Below are 20729 nucleotides of genomic sequence, written 5' to 3' on the forward strand. Positions count from 1 at the left end.
GTATTCCGGTCAGGCGCCCTCGACCCCGAGCAGGGCCGCACCGTTGTGCCAGAGCACGTCGCGCAGCCAGTCGTCACCCAGGCCCAGGGCGGCCAGGGCGTCGAGCTGGTCGACGTAGGGGAACGGCAGGGTCGGGAAGTCCGACCCCCACAGCACCCGCGGCTGGAGGTCCGCCAGCGCGGCGACGACCTCGGGACCGAGGTGGTCACCGAAGAACGGGCTGACCGCCATCGAGGTGTCGAGGTGGACGCGGTCGTAGCGGGCGGCCAGCCGGGCGAAGTCGAGGCACTCGGGCGCGCCGAGGTGGGCGACGACCACCGTCAACCGGGGGTACGACGCCAGCAGGCGGCTCATCGAGGCCGGGCCGGTGAACTCGGTGCCGACAGGCCCCGAGCCGGCGTGGACGAGCACGGGTGTGCCGGCGTCGGCGAGCGTGCCCCAGACGGGCGTGAGCAGCGGGTCGTCGAGGTGGAAGCCGCCGACCTGCTGGTGGACCTTGAAGATCTCGACGCCGTCGGCGACGAGGCCCGCGACGTAGGCACCGGCCTCGGGCTCGGGGTAGAAGGTCCCCGACCACACCGCCTCGGGCACCGAGGCGGCGAAGTCGCGCGACCAGTCGTTGAGGAAGCCGGCCACGCCCGGCTTGTGGGCGTAGGGCAGCGTCGTGAACCGGCGTACGCCGAAGGACCGGAGCAGGGCGATCCGCTCGGCGACGGGCTGGCGGTAGCGGATCGGCCACTCGCGCCCGATCAGCGGACCGGCCTGGTCGAACACCCGCCAGACCGCGCGCTCGATCGCCGGCGGGTGGAAGTGGGCGTGGACGTCGATCAGCCCGGGGAGTCCGAGTCGCTCCCAGGCAGCGCGGGTGCGCTCGACCGGCTCGACGGGCTCGACCTGTGGGTCAGTCACTCATGCCCTTGAGGCGGCGGCCGACGGCCTGCTCGACCTCGCGCTGGGCGGTGCGCTCGGCGATGGTGTGGCGCTTGTCCCAGGACTTCTTGCCCTTGCCGACGCCGATCTCGACCTTGGCGCGCCCGTCGAGGAAGTAGAGGGACAGCGGGATCACCGACAGGCCCTTCTCGCTGACCCGGCGCTCGATCTTGTCGATCTCGATGCGGTTGAGGAGCAGCTTGCGCTTGCGGCGGGCGGAGTGGTTGGTCCAGGTGCCCTGGGAGTACTCGGGGATGTGGACCCCGTGCAGCCACGCCTCTCCCCCGTCGATGTCGACGAACCCGTCGACCAGCGAGGCCCGGCCCTGACGCAGCGACTTGACCTCGGTGCCCTGCAGCACGAGCCCCGCCTCGTAGGTGTCGTCGATGGCGTAGTCGTGCCGCGCCTTCTTGTTCTGCGCGACCAGCTTGCGGCCCTGCTCCTTCGCCATGTCCCCATCATCCCAGAGCGGCGCAATCGGGTTGCCGGGCGGCGCCCGGGTCGGGCCTCGGACAGGTCAGAGGTACTTCATCGGGTTGACGGCGACGCCGTCCTCCATGACCGTGAAGTGCAGGTGGCAGCCGGTGGACCAGCCCGTGGTGCCGGACAGCCCGACGACCTCGCCGCGGTCGACCCGCTCGCCCTTGGAGGCCTTGTAAACCGACATGTGGTTGTAGATGAGGACCAGGCTCTTGCCGTTGACCTTGCCGATGGACAGGTAGAGCCGGTTGCCGTAGACGGAGTCGAAGTAGGTGTCGATCACCGTGCCGCCCGCGGCGGCATAGAGAGGCGCCCCGCAGCCGGTGCCGAAGTCGGTGCCGTTGTGGAGGCTGTAGTAGCCGTAGATCGGGTGGATCCGGTAGCCGAAGGGCGAGGTGACCGGACCGGCGGCCGGCGGGCTGAGGTAGCCGCCGGACTTGCCCTGGAAGCCGCGGAAGTTGCGCTGACGCTCGGCGATCGCGAGCAGCTGCTTCTTGATCCGGGCCTCCCGGCCGCGCAGCGCACCGAGGACCCGGTTGTCGCGGGCGAGGGCGACATCGGCCTTCTGGCGCGCCCACGAGGCCTCCCTGACGAGGCCCTCGACCGTCTTCTCGGCCTCGACGGACTCGGTGTAGAGCCCCTCGAGCTCGACGAGGTGGGCGGCGGCCTGCTTGCGCTTCTTCTCCACCGCCAGGGTGGTGCGCTTGACGGTGGCCCGCTCGGCCGTGAGGTCGTCCTCGGCCTCGGTGAGGTCGACGAAGATGGTCGACTGGCGGCCGGTGACGACCTGGTTCGCCAGCTGGCGGGTGCCGAGGTCCTTGAGCGAGTTGCTCTCGAAGAGGTCGCCGATCTTGCGGAGCTCGGGGTCGCCCCCGGTGTAGATCATCGTGGTGGTGTTGCGCGCGATGCGGCGCTGCTTGTCGACGGCGGCGGTCGCGGCGCGCATGGCCCGGGTCGCCCGGTCCAGCTCGAGCTCGGCCCGGGTCAGGGCGTCCTGGAGCTCGGCGTCACGGTCGCGGGCCGCGCTCAACCGCTCGCGTACGTCGGCGAGGGTCCGGCGCGCGTCGGAGAGCCGGTCGAGGGCCTGGTTGAGCCGCGAGGTGGCCCAGGCGGCCGCCCGGCTCGACTCGTCGACGTCGGCGGCCGCTGCGGAGATGCGGCCCTTGACCTCGCGTTGCTTGTTCTTCAGGTCGCCCTTGTCGTCGGCATCGGCGGCGAGCGGTGCGGCCAGGGCCGCGAGAGAGACGAGGCCCACGCAGGCAGCGAGGAGTCGCTGCCGCGGAGCGCTGGGGAAGGAGCGCACGGGAAAGCCATTTCGTCGGGGGAAGCGTCCGGGGAAGAGGACGTGTTCGAAGGTAAGGCCGACAGGTCAGAATTTGAGGTATTTGCGGGTCAGCAGGAGTGTCGGGATCAGCGTGAGCAGCGGACCGGCCACCGCGATGACCGCCACGGTGAACAGGTAGTCGGGCCACCCGATGAACGGCAGGAAGTCGAACTCGGCGTCGAGGTAGTCGATGATCCCGAACTTCGTCAGCGCCGCGAGGCTGCCCGCGGCCAGTCCCACGCCCACGATGGCGTTGAAGATCGCCTCCAGCACGAACGGCAGCACGATGAACAGGCGCGAGGCGCCCACCAGGCGCATGATCTCGATCTCTCGGCGGCGGGCCAGGGCCGTCAGCCGGATCGTGTTGGCCACGAGCAGCACCGCAGCGATCAGGAGCACGCCTGCGGCGCCCCACGCGGAGTACTTGATGACGTTGATGAGCTTGAACACGTTGCCCACCAGGTCCTTGGCGAGCACGACGTTGCGGACGCCGTCGAGGTTCTCGACCGCGCTCTGCACGCCTTGGTACTCGTCGGCGTTCTTGAGGGTGATCTCGATCTCCTTGGGCACGAACTCGGCCGTGAGGAACGCATCGGGACCCACGGTCTGCGCCCGGGTGACCAGGCCCAGCCGGATGTAGTTCTCGAGCCCCTCCTTCTGGGAGACCTGCTTGATGTCCGCGACCTCGGGGTTGTCCTTGATCGTCTCGAGGACGGCCGCCTCCTGGGCCGGGGTCACGGCGTTGGGGCACTGCGGCTGGTCGTCGTCGGGCACGCAGAGGTAGACCGAGACGGTGAGCTCGCTGCCGATCACCTCGGTCGTCAGCTGCGCCTGCAGGTTGAGCATCACGCCGATGCCCCCCAGGGTCAGCGAGACGAACAGCGTGAGGATGACGGCCGCGTGCATCGACATGTTGCGACGCAGGCCCTGGCTCAGGTTGGTGCTGACGTGGCGCAGCTGCATGGAACGGGGTACTCCTGAAGATCGTGGGGTGGGCCGGGACGCGCCCGCTCGTGGTGCTAGTGCTGGAAGCCGTAGGCGCCGTCGGCCTCGTCGCGCACGACGTGGCCGTGCTCGAGCTCGATGACGCGCTTGCGCATCTGGTCGACGATCCCGTTGTCGTGGGTGGCCATCAAGATGGTGGTGCCGGTGGCGTTGATCTCCTCGAGGAGCTTCATGATGCCGACCGAGGTCGTGGGGTCCAGGTTGCCGGTGGGCTCGTCGGCGATGAGAATCATCGGCTCATTGACCATCGCCCGGGCGATGGCGACGCGCTGCTGCTCGCCGCCCGACAGCTCCTCGGGCATCCGGCCGGCCTTGTCGGCCAGGCCGACGATCTCGAGCGTCCGGGGGACGGTGGACTTGATCTCCCGGCTGGACTTGCCGGTGACCTGCATGGCGAAGGCGACGTTCTCGGCGACCGTCTTGGAGGGCAGCAGCCGGAAGTCCTGGAAGACGGTGCCGATCTGGCGGCGCAGCCGCGGGACCTTCCAGGTGGCGAGCCGGTTGATCTCCTTGCCGGCGACGTAGACCCGGCCGCCCGTGGGACGCAGCTCGCGCAGGACCAGACGCAGGGCGGTCGACTTGCCCGAGCCCGAGGTCCCGACGAGGAACACGAACTCGCCCTTGTCGACGTCGATCGTCACCTGGTTGAGCGCCGGCTTGCCGGGTCCGGGATAGGACACGGTGGCCTTCTCGAAGCGAATCACTGGAAGGACGGTACCCGCTCGGCGTGGTCGTTCCCCCGCTCCGGCGTGTCGCACCCGTCCGTAGGGTGGCGGGCGTGCCAGGTCGTCTTCGTCTCCTCCTGATCGCCGCCGGAGCGGGGGTCGTCGTGGTCGCGCTCGTGCTGTCGGTGCTGGTCAGCAGGGGTGACGACCCGGCGCCGCCGAAGGCCCCGTCGGACGCCGCGACGTCCAGCGGGGCTCCCGCCGAGCCCCCGGGCGTGGCCCTCGGCGACGTCGACACGCTGACCACCGCCGTGACACGAGACACGTTCTGCGCCGACGTCGCTCCGGGCGCGGTCGAGGCCGCCCTGGGCGGGCCGGCGAGCACCTCCACGCAGTACGCCGACGGTCAGCGCACCTCGGTGACCGGCAGCGTGCGCGACATCGCCCACGAGTTCGGCTGCACCTGGACCACGAGCACCGTCACCGCCCGGGCGTGGGTCTTCGCGCCGCCGGTGACGCGGCAGAGCGCGGCGGGCCTGGTCCGCACGGCGCGCCGGGAGGACGGCTGTCGACCGGTGGCGGGAGCGCCGGCCTTCGGCTCCCCCTCGATCGCCCTGCGGTGCCGCTCCGGGCGCGGCGTCCAGGCGTCGTACCGCGGTCTCTTCGGCGACGCCTGGGTCACCTGCGCCCTCGCCGACCGCCGCCCGGGCGGCGCCGACGACCTGGCCGAGCGGGCCGAGCAGTGGTGCGGCGCGGTGCTGGCGGCTGCGGGGTCCTGAGGCTCGCCGCTCTCGTCACGGGGCTACCCGTGGGCGCGCACCCAGGCCAGGGATCGCTTCAGGTCGCCGAGGTCGCGGTACCAGGTGCGGACCTCGACGCGACAGCGCAGCCGGGCGACGGCCGTGTCGTACTCCGCGCACTCGGCGGCGGCCTCGGAGTCGGTGGGCGGGCTGATGCTGGAGCCGTCGGCGTAGCGGAGCGTGAAGCCGTCGGCCGCGGTGCCCTCGACCTGCACGATCACCGGCCGGGCATCGCGCCCGGCCCCGTCGGTCGTGGAGGCCCCCGGGCGCGCGGCGTCGGCGGCGCCCGGGCGGGCCAGACCGAGGGCGAGCAACGCCGAGAGCAGCATCAGGACGGGCAGGAGCAGGATCTTCTTCATGGGTCCCCCGAGGGAGTCGTGCGCCGGCGGTTTCCGGCAGCGCGAGGGACGCTAGGCGCGGCGGCGGACGGTCCACCCGGCCTCGGCCGTGCCCTGTGGAGAACCCGTCGGCCCACCGGCCTGTGGACGACTCCTGGCTGCTCAGCGGGCCCGGGTCACCGTGATGGTGGTGTCGGGGCAGGTGTCGGCGAGGGAGGTCATCGCGGACTTCTCGGCGCTGTCGACCGACAGCCGCCACCGCAGCTTGACCGCGACGAACTCGCGCAGGTAGCGGCACTGCTCGTGGCCGGGGAGCCACTCGGCGACGTCCTGGTCGCCCTTGGCCCGGTTGTCGGCGGCGGTCACGGCGACCAGGCTCCGGGCGTCGCCCAGGTCGTTGGCGTAGGCCTCCCGGGTGTCGGCGGACCAGGTCGAGGCCCCCGAGTCCCATGCCTCGGCCAACGGGACCATGTGGTCGATGTCGAGGGCGCTGGCGGAGGTCTGCGAGACGGCGTCGTAGTAGGAGTACCAGCGCCCCCCGCTCAGGGAGCACGACGACCCGACCGTGACCGGGTCGTCGGCCTCGTCGATGAGCACCTCGTCGCGCGTCGTGCACCCGTCGCCGTCGGCGTCGACCCAGTGCCGGAAGAGGTCGCGGTCGTAGCCCGACCGGCTCTCGGCAGCCACGGGCAGGTCACCGATGGCCGTGGTGAGCGGGGCGGAGTAGTCCTCGGCGTACGCCGCGGACGGGACGAGGACGAGGGCCGAGCACATCCCCACACCGGCGAGGAGGCAGAGCAGCAGACGACGGACCATGAGGGACTCCCGAGAGTCGAGACGATGACCGGCGGACAGCCGGCCAGGACGACCCTGCGACACCTCGACCGGGGGCCACAACCTCTGGCCACCAGGTCGAGGGAGAACCCTCACCAGCAGGACCGCCCGCGCGGCCTGCGACCGCCGTTCTTGTGGACGACGTCACAGCGCGACAGGATCGCCACGACCTTCCCCACCCCGCACCTCGTCGAAGGGGCTGCCGTGCCCACACCGATCGACCCGACGTCCACCGGCTTCCTCCTCGCCGAGAACCGCAACATGCCGATGCACGTGGGTGGTCTCCAGCTGTTCCAGAAGCCGGAGGGTGCCGGGCGCGACCACGTGCGCGAGATGTACCGCTCGATGCTCGAGGCGGAGCAGATCTCACCGCTGTTCCTCAAGCACCCCTACCGCTCGGTGCGCACCGGCGGTCAGCTGGTGTGGAAGCCCGACGAGCAGTTCGACATCGAGCACCACGTGCGGCACAACGCGCTGCCGAAGCCGGGCCGCGTGCGCGAGCTCCTCGAGCTGTGCTCGCGCCTGCACAGCACCCGCCTGGCCTGGGAGCGGCCGCTGTGGGAGGCGCACCTCATCGAGGGCCTGCGCGACGGCCGGGTCGCGATGTACACCAAGACCCACCACGCCCTGCTCGACGGCGTCTCGGCGATGCGGCTGCTGGCCGGCACCCTGAGCACCGACCCCGACGAGCGCGACATGCCGCCGCCGTGGGGCGTGCTGCCCCCTCGTCGTACGAGGTCGGGCGACAGCGGCGGGGGCGGTCTGTCCGAGGTGCCGATGGCGGCCCTGCGCAGCGCGATGGGCATCACCGCCGAGGCCGCCGGCATGCCGTCCGCCCTGGTCAAGACGATCCGCAAGGGCCTGAGGAACGAGACCTCGGCGCTCTCGCTCCACGCCCCCCGCACGATCTTCAACCAGGACATCACCGGGTCGCGACGCTTCGCGGCCCAGGACTGGCCGATCGAGCGGCTGCGGGCGATCGGCAAGGCCACCGGCACGACCATCAACGACGTCGTGATGGCGATGTGCTCCGGCGCCGTGCGCACCTACCTGCTCGAGCTCGGCGCGCTGCCCGACCGCCCGCTGGTCGCGATGGTGCCGGTCGGCCTCAACGCCAAGCAGTCGCAGATCGCGTCGGCCGAGGGCGGCAACGCCGTGGGCGCGGTGATGGTGCAGCTGGCCACCGACCTCGACGACCCGGCGCGCCGCCTCGGCGCGATCCACAAGTCGATGAAGGACGGCAAGGAGGCGCTGTCGTCGATGACGCCGGTACAGATCCTCGCGATGAGCGCCATCGGCCAGGCGCCGGCGATCCTCACCCCGATGCTGCGCATGCAGGGCATCGTCCGGCCGCCCTACAACCTGATCATCAGCAACGTCCCGGGGCCGCGCTCCACCCACTACTGGAACGGCGCCCGACTCCTGGGCACCTATCCCCTGTCGATCCCGATCAACGGCATGGCCCTCAACATCACCTGCACGTCCTACGACGGCAACATGGCGTTCGGGCTGACCGGCTGCCGCCGCACGGTCCCGCACCTGCAGCGGCTGCTGACCTACCTCGACCAGGAGGTCGCCGCGCTGGAGCGGGCAGCCGGCCTCTGACAGGGGCCCGCCTCCCCGCGCCGGCTCCGGCACGTACCCGATTGTGGCGACGCGCCGTACGCCGCCCGGCTCCTAGGCTCGGGGGACGCGCAAGAGGGAGCGGACGATGGAGCAGATCTGGCATCACGTCCGGGCGTGGGCGGTGACCGCCGTGCTGGCGGCGGCGGTCACCTTCCTCGCCGGCACGCTCGTCGTGACGGGACCCGCCCCGGCGTCGTACGGCGCCGCGCCGGCGGGCACGCCGTACGCCTGGGGTGGCAACGCGTTCGGCGAGCTCGGTGACGGCACGACGACCTCCCACGGCGTCCCGGGCCCGGTGGCCGGCCTCACCGACGTGGTCGACCTGCACTCCGGCCGGGAGCACGTGGCCGCCCTGCGGTCCGACGGGACCGTCGTGACCTGGGGCAGCAACCAGATGGGCCAGCTCGGCTCCGGCACGACCGGGGGCAACCGGACGACGCCCGCGCCGGTCGCCGGCCTGAGCGACGTGACGATGGTGTCCACCGGCCACTACCAGTCGCTGGCGCTGCGCGGGGACGGGTCGATCTGGACCTGGGGCTACAACTTCGCTGGTCAGCTGGGCGACGGGACCACCACGACCCGCAACCGACCGGTCCGCGTCGTCGGCACCCGGACCTACCGCTACGTCGCCGCGGGACGCGACATGAGCTATGCCGTGGCCACCGACGGCACCGTGTGGGCGTGGGGGCTCAACGACGTCGGGCAGCTGGGCGACGGGACCACGACCAACCGGTCGACGCCGGTGCGCGTCGGCACCCTCACCGACGTCGTGCAGGTCGCGGGCGGACGCGACCACGGCCTGGCGGTGCGTGCCGACGGCTCGGTGTGGGCCTGGGGCTGGAACGCCTACGGCCAGGTCGGCGACGGCACCCTCGGCGACCGGTCGAGCCCGGTCCAGGTCGTCGCCGGCTCCCCCGCCCCGGCCGTCGGCGTCGCGGCCGGCGCCCACCACTCCTACGCCCTGCTCGCCGACGGCCGCGTGCTGTCCTGGGGCCGCAACTATCGCAACGAGCTGGGCGACGGCACCACGACCCAGCGCACCCGCCCGGTCCCGGTCCTCGGCCTGTCCGGCGCCGTCAGCATCGGGTCGGGGCGCGACCACGGCCTCGCCGCTCTGTCCGACGGCACCGTGCGCGCCTGGGGCGACAACAGCTCGGGACAGCTGGGCGACGGCACGACGACGAGTCGCTCCTCCGCGGTCGTGGTCGCCGGGCTCACCGGGGTGACCCGGATCGCGGGCGGCGCCGAGCTCTCCGTCGCGCTCAGCGTGGCCGGCGGGCCGCCGCCTCCGGCGGGCCCGACCGCCCGGTTCCGGGCCACCGCCGGCGCGAGCGCCAACGAGGCGACCGCGTCGGTCGCCGTACCGGCGTCGGTGCAGGTCGGCGACGTGCTGGTCGCGTTCGTGTCCACCGGCCGCCTGGCGAGCGTCACCGCACCCGTGGGGTGGGCCGCGCTGGGGTCGCGCACCGACGGGACCGACCTGAGGTCGTGGGCGTTCACCCGCTCCGCCGACGCGACGACGCCGGGCTCGACCGCCACGTTCGTCCTGGACGCCCAGAGCAAGGTCGACCTGACCCTGGTCGCCTACCAGGGCTCCTCCGTGACGGCCACGGCCTCGGCGGCCGAGGCCGGCAGCGGCACCGGGCACGACGCGCCGGCGGTCACCGTGCAGACCGACGGGTCGCTGGTCCTCCACCACTGGGTGACCAAGGTCAACGAGCAGGTCGTGTGGTCGCCGCCCGCCGACCTGACCTCGCGCCGGTCGGCCAACGGCGGCGGCAGCGGGCAGGTCTCGTCCCTGACGGCCGACGGCGGGCCCAGCGCCGTCGGCCCGTGGTCGTCACGTACGGCGTCGGCGAGCGTCGCGTCAGCCAAGGCCGTCGGGTGGACGGTCGTCGTCGCCCCCTGACGTCGCACGGGTCTCGTCGGCGAACCCGCCGCCCACCCGCTCCGCGACGGCACGCAGCCGGGCGCGCGTCACGTCGGCCATGGTGAGGAGGCCGGCCAGCTCGGCGTTGGAGCCGGGGCGCACCGGGGTCGCGACGTCGACGGACAGGCAGGTGCGGGTGCCGCCGTCGGCGGCGTTGGCCAGGGCCACCGCGTGGCCGGTGGTGCCGCTGCCGGCGAACGGGTCGAGGACGCGGGCGTCCGCCGGCATCGTCGCGAGCAGGCGCAGCAACAGGCCCGTGGGCTTGGGCGACTCGAAGACGTGCCCGACCAGGGCCTTGAGCTCGGCGACGGCGGTGTCGGTGGACCCGACCTCCTCGGCCAGCCAGACGGTGCGCAGCTTCTTGCGCCGCCCCGGCACGAGCCGGTCCTTCTGGAACACGTCGACCCGTACGCCGCCCCGCCCGCGCACGCGGCGGCAGACGAGGTCCGCGGGGCGCGCGTCGACGCGGGGCACCGACCAGCGCCAGACCGCCGGTGCCCCGTCGCCGAACACCGGCCGGATCTCCTGGCCGCCGGCGAACGGGCTGCTGCGCACCTCGCCGGTGTCCGGGTCGCCCCACAGCGCGAAGTGCATGGTCGGCGCGGTGACCGGGTTGAACTTCTTGTTGGTGTTGCGCAGCGGCAGCCGGCGGTAGGGGTGCGGCTCACCGGGGTCGCGCAGCGGGAAGTCGGCCGGGTCGACGGTGTCGGTGGTCGAGGCGTCGAGCAGGCAGGCGCGCGCGTCGCGGGCGTAGACGAGGAGGTACTCGTGCGAGGTGGCGAAGCCCCGTCCGAGCTGGCGGCCCTTGGGGTTGAGGTTGACGACGACCTGCGCCAGGAAGCAGGCCTCGCCGAAGACCTCGTCGAGCAGCAGCCGCAGGTGGGCGACCTCGTGGTCGTCGATGGAGACCGCCACGGCCCCGCCCGGGGCGAGCACCCGGCGTACCTGGGCGAGGCGGGGGCGCATCATCGCCGTCCACGCGGCGTGCGGGCCGTAGGAGTCGGCGTAGGCGAAGTCGTTGCCGGTGTTGTAGGGCGGGTCGAGGTAGGCCAGGTCGATCGACGCCTCCGGCAGCGTGGCGAGCACCGCGAGGTTGTCGCCGACGACCAGGCGGTTGGTCTCGGGCACGTCGCCATCATGGGGGACGTCGTCGCCCCGCCCGGAAACCGGTGAGTAACCGACGTCACAGTCGTGCGTTGTCCAGGTGTGAAGCTCCGTACGACGTCGGTCGTCGCCCTTGTCCTGCTCGGCGCCGGGCTGGTGCCCGCGCCTGCCCCCGCGGCCCCCGCCCCGGCCTCGTCGGCCTCGTCGGCCTCGGCAGCCTCGGCAGCCTCGGCAGCCAAGGTCACCACGACCGACGGCTGCGTCGCGAGCTTCCCCGAGCCGGGCACCTACACCAAGGTGAAGATCTGCTACACGCTCTTCCGGCCGGGCACGGCGACCAGCAAGAAGCCCGTGCCGATGCTCCTGCACAGCCACGGCTGGGGCGGGTCGCGCACCACCGACCCGACCCAGCTGGCCGCCTACCTCGACGCCGGCTACGGCGTGCTGTCCTTCGACCAGCGCGGCTTCGGCGAGTCCGGCGGCCAGGCCCACATCGAGGACCCGTCCCTCGAGGGCCGCGACGTCCGCACGCTCGTCGACCTGGTCTCCCGGCTCACCTGGGTCATGCAGGACGGGCGCGGTGACCCCCGGCTCGGGGCGGTCGGCGGCAGCTACGGCGGCGGCTACCAGTTCGTCGGCGCGTTCGAGGAGCTGCGGATCAAGGGCAAGCCGATCTTCGACGCCCTCGCGCCGGAGATCACCTGGAACTCGCTGCCCGGCTCGCTCGCGCCGAACGACGTGGTGCGCACCGAGTGGGCGGCCGCCCTGTCCGCCGCCGCCCTGCCCAGCAACGCGCTGCCCTCGTCGATCTACAGCGCGCTCGTCGAGGGGGTCGCCACCGGGCAGTGGCCCGACGGCACCGGTCCCAGCGGCGTCGACCTCGACCGGGAGCTGGGTCGCAACGGCCCGGCCTGGCACGTCTCGCAGGGCCGCCGCCTCGACATCCCGGTGCTGTTCGGCCAGGGCACCACCGACGGTCTCTTCCCGCTCGAGCAGGGCCTGACCAACTGGCGTACGGCGCTCACCCCGGCGGCTCGCAAGCGCAGCATCTTCGTCGGCTACAACGGGGGCCACGTGCTGCCGTCCGTCCTGCCCCAGGGGGTCAACGTCACCTCCGACCCGTGCAGCACCACGCTGGCCGGCGGCGACTTCCGCCGGCTGTCGATCCGGTTCTTCGACGAGCAGCTCAAGGGGCGTCGTACGGGCCTGGGCGGCTACGGCCGGCTCCACCTCGCGACCGCCGACTCCACCTGCGTCACCATCGCCACGCCCGGCGCCTCCCGGGTCAAGGCGATCGCCGGCGACGTCGTGAGCACCACCGGCGTCGGCGTCCCGCTGACCTACGAGATCGCCCCCGGTCCGATCAAGGTCGCCGGTACGCCGTACCTCACCGCCTCGGTGACGGCACCCGGCACGGACAGCCGGGCGTTCTACGGCCTGGCCGTCGGCACGAGCGCGCTGGACGCGCACCTGGTGCAGAACAACGTGCTGCCCCTGCGCGAGCCGGTCCCCGTCGACGGCGTGAGCCGTCGGATCGCGCTGCCGTCGGTCGCGGTCGACGTACCGGCCGGGCAGAAGCTGTTCCTGCTGGTGACGCCGATCAGCGACACGTTCGCCGCCATGGGATCGCGCGTGCCGGGCGTGATCACGCTCACCGGGACCCGGGTCCACCTGCCCGTCGTCCCGTAGTCACGGGCTCGTCACCGACCGGATCCGAGGAAACACCAGCCACACCAGCCCCATCGTGCCTACCCTGATCCGGTGCGGCCCCTCCCCTCCGTCGTCCTCGCCGGCCTGCTCACCCTGACGGCTCCCCTCGTGGGGTCCACGGCGAGCGCCGACCCGGCGTCGCCGGTCGCCCCGGTCGATCCCCACGAGGCCCAGACGAGTGACGGCGTCGTCGGCCCGATCGCGGCGAAGGTGTCCGCCCGGCAACGGCAGGACCGCACCGACAGCAACATCAAGCGGGTCAACGTCGTGCCGGGCGTCGACATCGTCCAGTGGGACCAGTCGTCCTCGCGTGGACCCAACGAGCTCTCCCTGATGACGGTCAAGTGGCAGACCCCGGGGCTGAGCGTCGACTACGCCAACCCGGGCAGCGTCGCGGCGACGGCGCCGGTCGCCACGATGCTGAAGGCCGACGCGGCGGCGGGTGCGGTGGCCGGGGTCAACGGCGACTTCTTCGACATCAGCGGGTCCGGCGCCCCGCGCGGCGTGGGCCGCGACCTCGACCGCGGCCTGCTCAACGGTCGGGTCTCCGGCTGGAACGGCGCGTTCTCGTTCACGAGCTCCGGGTGGCCCGCCATCGGCCTGGTCTCCACCAGGACCCGGGTGCGCAACTACCCCAGGCTCAAGGTCTCCTCGCTCAACGGCCCGGTCGTCGACCCCGACCACGTCGGCGCCTACACCCCGGCCTGGGGCAGGGCCTCGGGCACCGAGTGGACCGGCGGGCAGCGCAAGGGCGTGCGCTACCTGCAGGTCTACCGGCACCGGGTCGTGCGGAACTCCTACCGGCTCCCCCGCGGCAACGCGTTCCACGGCACCCTCCTCGTGGGTCGTGGCAAGGGCGCTCGCGCTCTGGCCAAGATCAAGGTGGGGACGCGCACCGACGTCCTGTCGGGCGCCGAGGGCGACCCGCGGATGGCGATCGGCGGCAACAAGTTCCTGCTGCGCCACGGCATCCTGCAGCCCTTGGACGACGCCCAGATGCACCCCCGCACCGCCATCGGCATCGACCGCGACACCAAGACCCTGCTGCTGCTCGTGGTCGACGGCCGTCGGTCCGACAGCCGCGGCTACACGATGGCCGAGCTGGCCGACGAGATGGCCGACCTCGGCGCCGACGACGCGCTCAACCTCGACGGCGGTGGCTCCAGCCAGCTCGTCGCCAAGCGCGGCAAGGTGCTGAAGGTGATGAACTCGCCGTCCGACGGCCACGCCCGACCCGTCGCCAACGCGATCGAGATCAGGTACCGGAAGCCCCGGTAGGCCCTCGGTAGCCCTCAGTCGTCGATCGCGACCAGCGCCACCGACGTCACCGCGACGACGCATTCCTGCTTGGGGTCCGCCACCTTGAGGCCGGTGATGGCGTAGCCCTCCCCCGACCGGCTCACGTCGACCCCGGGCGGTACGTCGCACCCGAGACCCACGACGGCGGCGTACCGGGTCCGACCGGCGGCGACGGGGTGGGCCGCGACGGCGCTGCGGACGTCGTCGGCGAGCGCGTCGGAGAAGGGCGCGACGAACGCGTCGACCTGCGCCGTCGAGGTGATCTCGACCGCCTGGTCGGAGACCCCGCCGCGCCCCGCGGCGCCGCTGACGATCTCGAGCAGCTCGAACGGCGCGCCACCCGGGATGAGCGGGGGGCTCTTGGTGGGTGGCTCGGACGGGTCGTCGGGGTCGGGGTCGGGGTCGGGCATCGTCGGCAGGTCCGAGGTCGTGGGCGCGGACGGGGAGGTGCTCGACGTCGTCGGGGCCGGGTCGGAGGCGGTCGGCGGCGCGTCCTCACCGCAGCCGGCGAGCATCACCGTCAGGACGGTCAGGAGCAGGGCACCGAGAAGTCGTCGCATGGTGGTCCGACGCTACTGGGACCGCCGTGGTTCCGGCGGCTGATGAGCGCTGAGGAGCGCCGATCCGCGCTGAGGCAGAGTGGGGCCGTGGGGTTCACGCGTGCCGAGCTGGAGTCGTTCCGCGATGCGGTCGTGCCCGACCTGCTGCCCCCGCCCGGGACGCCGCTGCGGCTGCTGTTCGTGGGGATCAACCCGGGGCTGTGGACCGCGGCGACCGCCACGCACTTCGCCTACCCGGGCAACCGGTTCTACCCGGCGCTGCTCGAGGCGGGGATCCTCGAGCGGCGCATCGATCCCTCGGCCGGCATGACCGACGACGACCGTGCCTACGTCCGCGCGCGGGGCCTCGGCATCACCAACGTGGCGCCCCGCGCGACCGCCAAGGCGTCCGAGCTCACCGACGACGAGGTCCGCGCGGGCGGGGCGGCGCTGGTCGCGCTCGTCGAGCGGACGGGTCCCGCCGTCGTCGCGGTGGCCGGGGTGACGGCGTACCGGGTGGCGTTCGGGCGACGCAAGGCCGTGATGGGGCGCCAGCCGGAGCCGCTCGGCGGCGCGGAGCTGTGGGTGGTGCCCAACCCGAGCGGGCTCAACGCCCACGAGACCGTCGCGACGCTCGCGGCGGCGTACGCCGAGCCGGCACGGGCCGCGGGTGTGCTGGCCTGACGGGTCTCGACAGGCTCGACCGCCGAGAGCCGGTGATCGAGCTTGTCGGTCTCCGCAGGCTCGACCGCCGAGAGTCGGTGGTCGAGCCTGTCGAGATCAGGTCGGGAAGTGCTGGTCCTTGCCCAGGACCGTGAGGCCGTCCTCGACCAGGAAGCCATGGGCGCGGTCCTCGTCGAGGTCGACGCCGATCCTGGCGCCGGCCGGGACCACGACGTTCTTGTCGAGGATGGCGTTGCGGATCGTCGCGCCGGCACCGACGCGGACGCCGCTCATCAGGACCGCGCCGTCGATGGTCGCGCCGGGGGCGACGTAGACCGCGGGCGAGAGGACCGAGCGCAGGACGGTCGCGCCACTGACGACGACCCCGGGCGAGAGCACGGCGTCGTCGACGAGGGCGGCGGTGCCGGCACCGGCCCCGACCTTGGCCGGCGGCTGCGGGCCGTAGGAGGTGTAGATCGGCCACTGGAAGTTGTAGAGGTTGAAGACGGGCAGCGGCGAGACGACGTCCATGTGGGCGTCGTAGTAGGAGTTGAGCGTGCCGACGTCACGCCAGTAGTCGCGGTCGCGGTCGTTGGACCCGGCGACGTCGTTGTCCTTGAAGTCGTAGACGCCCGCGAGGTCGCGTCGGACGAAGGCGGGGATGATGTCGCCCCCCATGTCGTGCTTGGACCCGTCGGTTGTCGCGTCGCGGGTGACGGCCTCGACGAGCGCGTCGGCGTCGAACACGTAGTTGCCCATCGAGGCGAGCACCTCGCCGGGGCTGTCGGGCAGGCCGATCGGGTTCTTGGGCTTCTCGAGGAACTCCCGGATCTGTCGCGGCGACTCGGGCTTGACGTCGATGACCCCGAACTGGTCGGCCAGGCCGATCGGCTGGCGGATGGCCGCGACGGTCGCGGCGGCGCCGGACTCGACGTGCTGGGCGACCATCTGGGAGAAGTCCATCCGGTAGACGTGGTCGGCCCCGACCACCACCACGATGTCGGGCTTCTCGTCCTTGATCAGGTTGAGCGACTGGTAGATCGCGTCGGCGCTGCCGAGGTACCAGTTCTTGCCGACGCGCTGCTGGGCCGGCACCGGCGTCACGTAGTTGCCGAGCATCGTCGACATCCGCCAGGTCTGCGTGACGTGCCGGTCGAGGCTGTGGGACTTGTACTGCGTCAGCACGACGATCTGCAGGTAGCCGGAGTTGACCACGTTGGACAGGGCGTAGTCGATGAGCCGGTAGATGCCGGCGAACGGCACCGCCGGCTTCGCCCGGTCGGCCGTCAGCGGCATCAGGCGCTTGCCCTCGCCGCCGGCGAGGACGATGGCCAGGACCTTCTTGCGGGCGCTCATGTGAGCAACGTTACCCATGTTCGGCGGGGCACTAGGTTGTGGACCATGAGGGTCGACGTGCTGAGCAAGGAGTACCCGCCGTCCATCTACGGCGGCGCCGGGGTGCACGTGGCCGAGCTGGTCCGGGCGCTGCGCTCGTTGCCGGCCGACCGCGACGTAGAGACGCGGGTCCACGCGTTCGGCGGGCCGCGCGACGAGGCCGGGACGTCGTCGTACGCCGATCTGCCCGAGCTCGCCGCCGCCAACCCGGCGCTGCGCACCTTCGGGGTCGACCTCGCCATCGCCGACGCCTGCGCCGGCACCGACCTCGTGCACTCCCACACGTGGTACGCCAACCTCGCCGGTCACCTCGCGGGGCTGCTCCACGGCGTGCCCCACGTCGTCAGCGCCCACTCGCTCGAGCCGATGCGGCCGTGGAAGGCCGAGCAGCTCGGCGGCGGCTACGCCCTGTCCTCCTGGGCCGAGCGGACGTCGTACGAGGCGGCCGCGGCGGTGATCGCGGTCTCCGCCGCGATGCGCGACGACGTGCTGGCGTCGTACCCGTCGATCGACCCGGCCAAGGTCCAGGTCGTCCACAACGGCATCGACACCGAGCTGTGGCGGCCGCGCGCCGCGCCCGACCGGGTGCGTGAGCTCGGCGTCGACCCCGACCGGCCGTCGGTGGTGTTCGTCGGCCGCATCACGCGCCAGAAGGGGCTGCCGCTCTTCCTGCGCTCGGTCGCCGCGCTGCCGCCCGAGGTGCAGGTCGTGCTCTGCGCAGGAGCCCCCGACACCCCCGAGATCGAGGCCGAGGTGCGCGGGCTCGTCGAGTCGCTCGCCGCGACGCGGACCGGGGTCGTGTGGATCGCCGAGATGCTGCCGCGCGCTGACGTGATCGCGCTGCTGACCGCGGCGACGGTCTTCGCCTGCCCGTCGGTCTACGAGCCGCTCGGCATCGTCAACCTCGAGGCGATGGCGTGCGAGACCGCGGTCGTCGCCACCGCCACCGGCGGCATCCCCGAGGTCGTCGTACCGGGCGAGACCGGGGTGCTGGTCCCGATCGAGCAGGCCACCGACGGCACCGGGACGCCGCTGGACCCCGAGCGCTACGTCGCCGACTTCGCCGAGGCCCTGACCTCGCTGGTCACCGACCCCGACCGGGCGGCGGCCTACGGGCGGGCCGGCCGCGAGCGGGCGATCGCGTCGTTCAGCTGGGAGACGATCGCCGAGCGGACCGTCGAGGTCTACCGGTCGGTCTGACGTGACCAGCAAGCTGATGTACGCCGTCTGGGACGGCGATGCCCCCGCGCTGCACTCCAGCGACCTGCACGCCGCCCTCGCCGCAGCCGGGGCGACCCGCCTGCAGGTCAACGTCGACGACGAGCCGGTCGCCGAGGCCATGCGGATCCCGACCGGACCCGCCTCGCTCGGCCCCGTGCGGGCGGTGGTGAGCGTGTGGGTCGGCAGCGCCGACACGGCACCCGTGGTGACGGCGGCCCTGGCCGCGGTCGCGCTCGTGGCCGGCTGGGAGGTCGAGGAGCGCCGGCCCCTCGACCCGCCGGAGGCCTGGGACGGCTCCCGCGTCGACGCGCTGGCCAACGTCGCGATCCTGCGCCGCCCCGCCGACCTGTCCGCCGAGGAGTGGCGGCACACCTGGCTGGTCGACCACACCCCGGTCGCCATCGCGACCCAGGGGACCTTCGGCTACCTGCAGAACGTCGTGGTCGCGCCGATCACCGACCTGCCCGACGGGTTCGCCCCGGTCGACGCGCTGGTCGAGGAGCTGTTCCTGTCGGCCGCCATCGACGACGTCCACGCCTTCTTCGGCAGCGGCGGCGACGCCGCCGAGCTCAGCGACCGGATGACGCGGCTGATGACCAGCGTGGCCCGCTTCGGGGCCGACCGCGACCTCGACCTGGTGCCGACCAGCCGCTACCTCTACGCCCTGTAGGGGTCAGGAGGGGGGTCAGGCGCGTTCGGCGAGGGCGAACGGGACCCGGACCAGGGTGCGGCCGGCGCGCAGGTGGTAGCTCGTGCGACCCAGCTTGACCACCTTGCCGACCTTGCCCTCGAAGTCGCCGGGCGCGGTGATGCGCAGCCGGGTGCCGACGCGGTGGACGGTCAGGCCACGGCCGGCGCGGAGCCGCGCGAGCTCGGCCTCGTAGTTGGGGTGCATCACGGCGGGGCGGCCGTGGTGGGTCCAGGTGAGCAGGTGGGACAGGTCGAAGGTGGGCAGGCACTCGCCGCACGTCGTCACCCGCTCGGGACGGCGGTGGCGCCCCGAGGTGTGGCCGGCCGGGCAGGTGCCGAGCCACGGCGGCTCGACCCGGGGCGAGTCGGGCGACACGCACCGTGCGCCGCTGCTGCCGATGCGGACCGCGATCGAGCGCCAGACCTCGTCGTGGCCGTGCTGGGGGCCGGCGAGGGCGTGGGCGATCTCGTGCAGGACCGTGTCGCGCACCTCGTCCTCGGAGTGCAGCGTCGTCAGGGGCGCGCTGAGGCCCAGCACCCGCGGCCCGAACCGGCAGATGCCGGCCCGCTTCTTGGCGCCGTCGTAGGCGACGCTCCAGTCACGCAGGCCGTGGTGCTCGAGGAGGTCCTCGGCCAGGGCGAAGGCGTCGCGCAGGTCCACGGACCCGACGCTAGCCGGAGCCACCGACAGCGCGACGCGACCCACCGGCGTACCGGTGGACGACGCGGGTCACAGCCGGTCGACCACGAAGTCGGCGGCCGCCTGCTCGAACGCGCGGCCGTGGCGCAGCATCGCGTGCTTGCCGCCCGGCACGACCCGGAACTCCACGTCGGCGGAGCGGCCCAGCCGGTCGGCGACCGCGCGGGCGCGTTCGGGCCGGGCGATCCGGTCCTGGTCGCCGTGGACGAACAGGACCGAGCGACCGGGCAGCGCGACGCCGTCCTGGGGATAGACCCACGCGTTGAGCGCGACGACGGTGCGGACCGCGTCGTGGGCCGCGCCGAGCAGCGCGGCGCGGCCTCCGAGGGAGTGCCCGACGAGCGCGACCGGCACCCCCGGCCAGCGCTCGCCGACCTGGGCGATCGCCCAGGCGGCGTCGTCGACCGGGGTGTGCCGGGTGTCCCAGCCGCGGTAGGAGTTGAGCAGGCGGAGCACGGCCAGGCGGCCGTGGCCGGCGTGGGCGATGCGCTTGGCGACCGGGATCATCCGCAGGACCGACAGCTGGGTGGGGCTGACCATCATCTGCTGCTGGCGCGAGGCGCCGCCGTGCAGCACGATCACGGCGCAGGCCGGGGAGGACGGCGTACGGACGTCGACGAGGCGGTGGGTGCTCATCGGTCGGCGTCAGCCCTCGTCGGCCCTCGGAGCGGGCCGGTCCGCCTCGGCCAGGCGCTCGTGCAGCCGGGTCCGGACCTCGTCGGGCGTCACCTGCGTACGACGGCGCTGGTCGCGCGCGATCACCGCACCGGTGGCGGCGACACCCGCCACCCCGGCCAGGCCGAGCCACTTCCAGAGCTTCATGCGACAGACTTCCTCACTGTGACGGACCACCGGACGACCAGCCTCGGGCTCGACGCCGCCGTCGACCTCACCCGCACCGGCGACCTGTGGCTGTTCCGCGGGCGCTCGGCTGCCGACCACGCTATCCGGATGGTCACCAACGCCCCGGTCAACCACGTCGGGATGGCCGTGGTGCTCGACGACCTGCCGCCGCTGCTCTGGCACGCCGAGCTCGGCAAGGGGCTGCAGGACGTGTGGACCGGCACGCACCACCGTGGCGTCCAGCTGCACGACCTGCGCGAGGCGGTGGTGCAGTGGTGCGGGCGCTACGAGCAGCGGGCGTGGCTGCGCCAGCTCGACACCGTAGTGACCGCCGAGCAGGAGGCCGCACTGCTGCGCACGATCGCCCGGCTCGACGGGACGCCGTTCCCCTCGACGGCGGCGCTGGCCGGTCGGTGGGCTCGTGGCCGGGTACGCCGTCAGGCCGGCGTCGAGATGACCTACTGCGCCGAGGTGGTGGCGACGACCTACCAGGACATGCGCCTGCTCGACTCGCGCCGCCCCTCCAACTACTACGACCCCGGCAAGTTCTGGTCCGGCGACGACCTCGAGCTCCTCGACGGCGCGACGTTGGGCGACGAGGTGGGGGTCGACGTCCCGGTCGTCCCGTAGCCC

22 protein-coding genes are annotated in these 20729 nt (G+C 72.8%); 9 read left to right on the forward strand and 13 right to left on the reverse strand.

The features are described 5' to 3' along the window. Positions 1 to 9 precede the first annotated feature (9 nt). From FJQ56_RS04590 to ftsE, 5 genes are all read right to left on the reverse strand, one after another. Positions 10 to 909, reverse strand: a complete 900-nt coding sequence (locus FJQ56_RS04590; RefSeq protein ID WP_140007980.1) for an amidohydrolase family protein — start codon at positions 907 to 909, stop codon at positions 10 to 12. After that, complete coding sequence (smpB, locus tag FJQ56_RS04595) at positions 902 to 1381, reverse strand: SsrA-binding protein SmpB (protein WP_140007981.1); 480 nt, start codon at positions 1379 to 1381, stop codon at positions 902 to 904. The genes FJQ56_RS04590 and smpB overlap by 8 nt, the downstream gene beginning before the upstream one ends. A gap of 66 nt (positions 1382 to 1447) precedes the next feature. Then, positions 1448 to 2665 (reverse strand): M23 family metallopeptidase, encoded by a 1218-nt coding sequence (locus FJQ56_RS04600; protein ID WP_140007982.1) that lies wholly within the window; start codon positions 2663 to 2665, stop codon positions 1448 to 1450. A 114-nt stretch (positions 2666 to 2779) separates the two neighbouring features. Continuing rightward, complete coding sequence (gene ftsX, locus FJQ56_RS04605) at positions 2780 to 3697, reverse strand: permease-like cell division protein FtsX (protein WP_140007983.1); 918 nt, start codon at positions 3695 to 3697, stop codon at positions 2780 to 2782. A 56-nt stretch (positions 3698 to 3753) separates the two neighbouring features. Further along, on the reverse strand, positions 3754 to 4443 hold the full coding sequence (gene ftsE / locus FJQ56_RS04610; RefSeq protein ID WP_140007984.1) for a cell division ATP-binding protein FtsE: 690 nt from the start codon (positions 4441 to 4443) through the stop codon (positions 3754 to 3756). A gap of 74 nt (positions 4444 to 4517) precedes the next feature. Between ftsE and FJQ56_RS04615 the strand changes: the two genes are divergently transcribed. Next, entirely contained in the window at positions 4518 to 5183 is a 666-nt protein-coding gene (locus FJQ56_RS04615) for a hypothetical protein (RefSeq protein ID WP_140007985.1), read from the forward strand. A 23-nt stretch (positions 5184 to 5206) separates the two neighbouring features. Here FJQ56_RS04615 and FJQ56_RS04620 read toward each other — a convergent pair whose 3' ends face one another. After that, positions 5207 to 5563: a hypothetical protein gene (locus tag FJQ56_RS04620; protein ID WP_140007986.1), complete on the reverse strand. Its 357-nt coding sequence runs from the start codon at positions 5561 to 5563 to the stop codon at positions 5207 to 5209. 141 nt (positions 5564 to 5704) lie between these two features. After that, a complete protein-coding gene (locus FJQ56_RS04625) occupies positions 5705 to 6358 on the reverse strand; it encodes an HNH endonuclease family protein (protein WP_140007987.1) in 654 nt (217 codons plus the stop codon). 222 nt (positions 6359 to 6580) lie between these two features. On the opposite strand from FJQ56_RS04625, the gene FJQ56_RS04630 reads away from it, so the two are divergent. Both FJQ56_RS04630 and FJQ56_RS04635 read left to right on the forward strand, forming a co-directional pair. Further along, positions 6581 to 7981 (forward strand): WS/DGAT/MGAT family O-acyltransferase, encoded by a 1401-nt coding sequence (locus FJQ56_RS04630; RefSeq protein ID WP_211350751.1) that lies wholly within the window; start codon positions 6581 to 6583, stop codon positions 7979 to 7981. Between the two features lie 106 nt (positions 7982 to 8087). Continuing rightward, positions 8088 to 9911, forward strand: a complete 1824-nt coding sequence (locus FJQ56_RS04635) for an RCC1 domain-containing protein (RefSeq protein ID WP_140007989.1) — start codon at positions 8088 to 8090, stop codon at positions 9909 to 9911. Here the strand turns inward: FJQ56_RS04635 and FJQ56_RS04640 are convergent. After that, positions 9870 to 11060, reverse strand: a complete 1191-nt coding sequence (locus tag FJQ56_RS04640; RefSeq protein ID WP_140007990.1) for a site-specific DNA-methyltransferase — start codon at positions 11058 to 11060, stop codon at positions 9870 to 9872. The two genes, FJQ56_RS04635 and FJQ56_RS04640, sit on opposite strands and share 42 nt — an antisense overlap. Before the next feature lie 78 nt (positions 11061 to 11138). Here FJQ56_RS04640 and FJQ56_RS04645 point away from each other — a divergent pair, with 78 nt between their 5' ends. Further along, positions 11139 to 12725 (forward strand): alpha/beta fold hydrolase, encoded by a 1587-nt coding sequence (locus tag FJQ56_RS04645; protein ID WP_140007991.1) that lies wholly within the window; start codon positions 11139 to 11141, stop codon positions 12723 to 12725. A gap of 72 nt (positions 12726 to 12797) precedes the next feature. Beyond that, entirely contained in the window at positions 12798 to 14024 is a 1227-nt protein-coding gene (locus FJQ56_RS04650) for a phosphodiester glycosidase family protein (protein ID WP_140007992.1), read from the forward strand. Positions 14025 to 14038: 14 nt separating this feature from the next. Here FJQ56_RS04650 and FJQ56_RS04655 read toward each other — a convergent pair whose 3' ends face one another. Continuing rightward, a complete protein-coding gene (locus tag FJQ56_RS04655) occupies positions 14039 to 14605 on the reverse strand; it encodes a hypothetical protein (protein ID WP_140007993.1) in 567 nt (188 codons plus the stop codon). Between the two features lie 87 nt (positions 14606 to 14692). On the opposite strand from FJQ56_RS04655, the gene FJQ56_RS04660 reads away from it, so the two are divergent. Continuing rightward, entirely contained in the window at positions 14693 to 15268 is a 576-nt protein-coding gene (locus tag FJQ56_RS04660) for a mismatch-specific DNA-glycosylase (RefSeq protein WP_246083990.1), read from the forward strand. A 96-nt stretch (positions 15269 to 15364) separates the two neighbouring features. Here FJQ56_RS04660 and glgC read toward each other — a convergent pair whose 3' ends face one another. Then, on the reverse strand, positions 15365 to 16603 hold the full coding sequence (gene glgC, locus FJQ56_RS04665; RefSeq protein WP_140007995.1) for a glucose-1-phosphate adenylyltransferase: 1239 nt from the start codon (positions 16601 to 16603) through the stop codon (positions 15365 to 15367). A gap of 45 nt (positions 16604 to 16648) precedes the next feature. Between glgC and glgA the strand changes: the two genes are divergently transcribed. Both glgA and FJQ56_RS04675 read left to right on the forward strand, forming a co-directional pair. Continuing rightward, on the forward strand, positions 16649 to 17842 hold the full coding sequence (gene glgA, locus FJQ56_RS04670; protein ID WP_140007996.1) for a glycogen synthase: 1194 nt from the start codon (positions 16649 to 16651) through the stop codon (positions 17840 to 17842). A 1-nt stretch (position 17843) separates the two neighbouring features. Beyond that, positions 17844 to 18533 (forward strand): EthD domain-containing protein, encoded by a 690-nt coding sequence (locus tag FJQ56_RS04675; protein WP_246083991.1) that lies wholly within the window; start codon positions 17844 to 17846, stop codon positions 18531 to 18533. Positions 18534 to 18548: 15 nt separating this feature from the next. Here FJQ56_RS04675 and FJQ56_RS04680 read toward each other — a convergent pair whose 3' ends face one another. From FJQ56_RS04680 to FJQ56_RS22000, 3 genes are all read right to left on the reverse strand, one after another. Then, positions 18549 to 19214, reverse strand: a complete 666-nt coding sequence (locus FJQ56_RS04680) for a SprT-like domain-containing protein (protein ID WP_140007997.1) — start codon at positions 19212 to 19214, stop codon at positions 18549 to 18551. 69 nt (positions 19215 to 19283) lie between these two features. Continuing rightward, on the reverse strand, positions 19284 to 19889 hold the full coding sequence (locus FJQ56_RS04685) for a serine aminopeptidase domain-containing protein (RefSeq protein WP_140007998.1): 606 nt from the start codon (positions 19887 to 19889) through the stop codon (positions 19284 to 19286). Positions 19890 to 19898: 9 nt separating this feature from the next. Then, the gene (locus FJQ56_RS22000) at positions 19899 to 20075 is read right to left on the reverse strand and encodes a hypothetical protein (protein ID WP_170215255.1); all 177 of its coding nucleotides are present in this window, start codon (positions 20073 to 20075) and stop codon (positions 19899 to 19901) included. A gap of 18 nt (positions 20076 to 20093) precedes the next feature. On the opposite strand from FJQ56_RS22000, the gene FJQ56_RS04690 reads away from it, so the two are divergent. After that, positions 20094 to 20726 (forward strand): C40 family peptidase, encoded by a 633-nt coding sequence (locus FJQ56_RS04690; protein WP_140007999.1) that lies wholly within the window; start codon positions 20094 to 20096, stop codon positions 20724 to 20726. Positions 20727 to 20729: the final 3 nt, after the last annotated feature.

Source organism: Nocardioides plantarum (assembly GCF_006346395.1).
Taxonomy (GTDB): Bacteria; Actinomycetota; Actinomycetes; order Propionibacteriales; family Nocardioidaceae; genus Nocardioides; species Nocardioides plantarum.

Bases quoted from the DNA above. Each gene is read 5' to 3' on its own strand.
- glgA (WP_140007996.1), top strand. From the start codon at position 16,649: ATGAGGGTCGACGTGCTGAGCAAGGAGTACCCGCCGTCCATCTACGGC.
- smpB (WP_140007981.1), bottom strand. From the start codon at position 1,381: ATGGCGAAGGAGCAGGGCCGCAAGCTGGTCGCGCAGAACAAGAAGGCG.
- FJQ56_RS04625 (WP_140007987.1), bottom strand. From the start codon at position 6,358: ATGGTCCGTCGTCTGCTGCTCTGCCTCCTCGCCGGTGTGGGGATGTGC.
- glgC (WP_140007995.1), bottom strand. From the start codon at position 16,603: ATGAGCGCCCGCAAGAAGGTCCTGGCCATCGTCCTCGCCGGCGGCGAG.
- FJQ56_RS04635 (WP_140007989.1), top strand. From the start codon at position 8,088: ATGGAGCAGATCTGGCATCACGTCCGGGCGTGGGCGGTGACCGCCGTG.
- ftsX (WP_140007983.1), bottom strand. From the start codon at position 3,697: ATGCAGCTGCGCCACGTCAGCACCAACCTGAGCCAGGGCCTGCGTCGC.
- FJQ56_RS04655 (WP_140007993.1), bottom strand. From the start codon at position 14,605: ATGCGACGACTTCTCGGTGCCCTGCTCCTGACCGTCCTGACGGTGATG.
- FJQ56_RS22000 (WP_170215255.1), bottom strand. From the start codon at position 20,075: ATGAAGCTCTGGAAGTGGCTCGGCCTGGCCGGGGTGGCGGGTGTCGCC.
- FJQ56_RS04620 (WP_140007986.1), bottom strand. From the start codon at position 5,563: ATGAAGAAGATCCTGCTCCTGCCCGTCCTGATGCTGCTCTCGGCGTTG.
- FJQ56_RS04685 (WP_140007998.1), bottom strand. From the start codon at position 19,889: ATGAGCACCCACCGCCTCGTCGACGTCCGTACGCCGTCCTCCCCGGCC.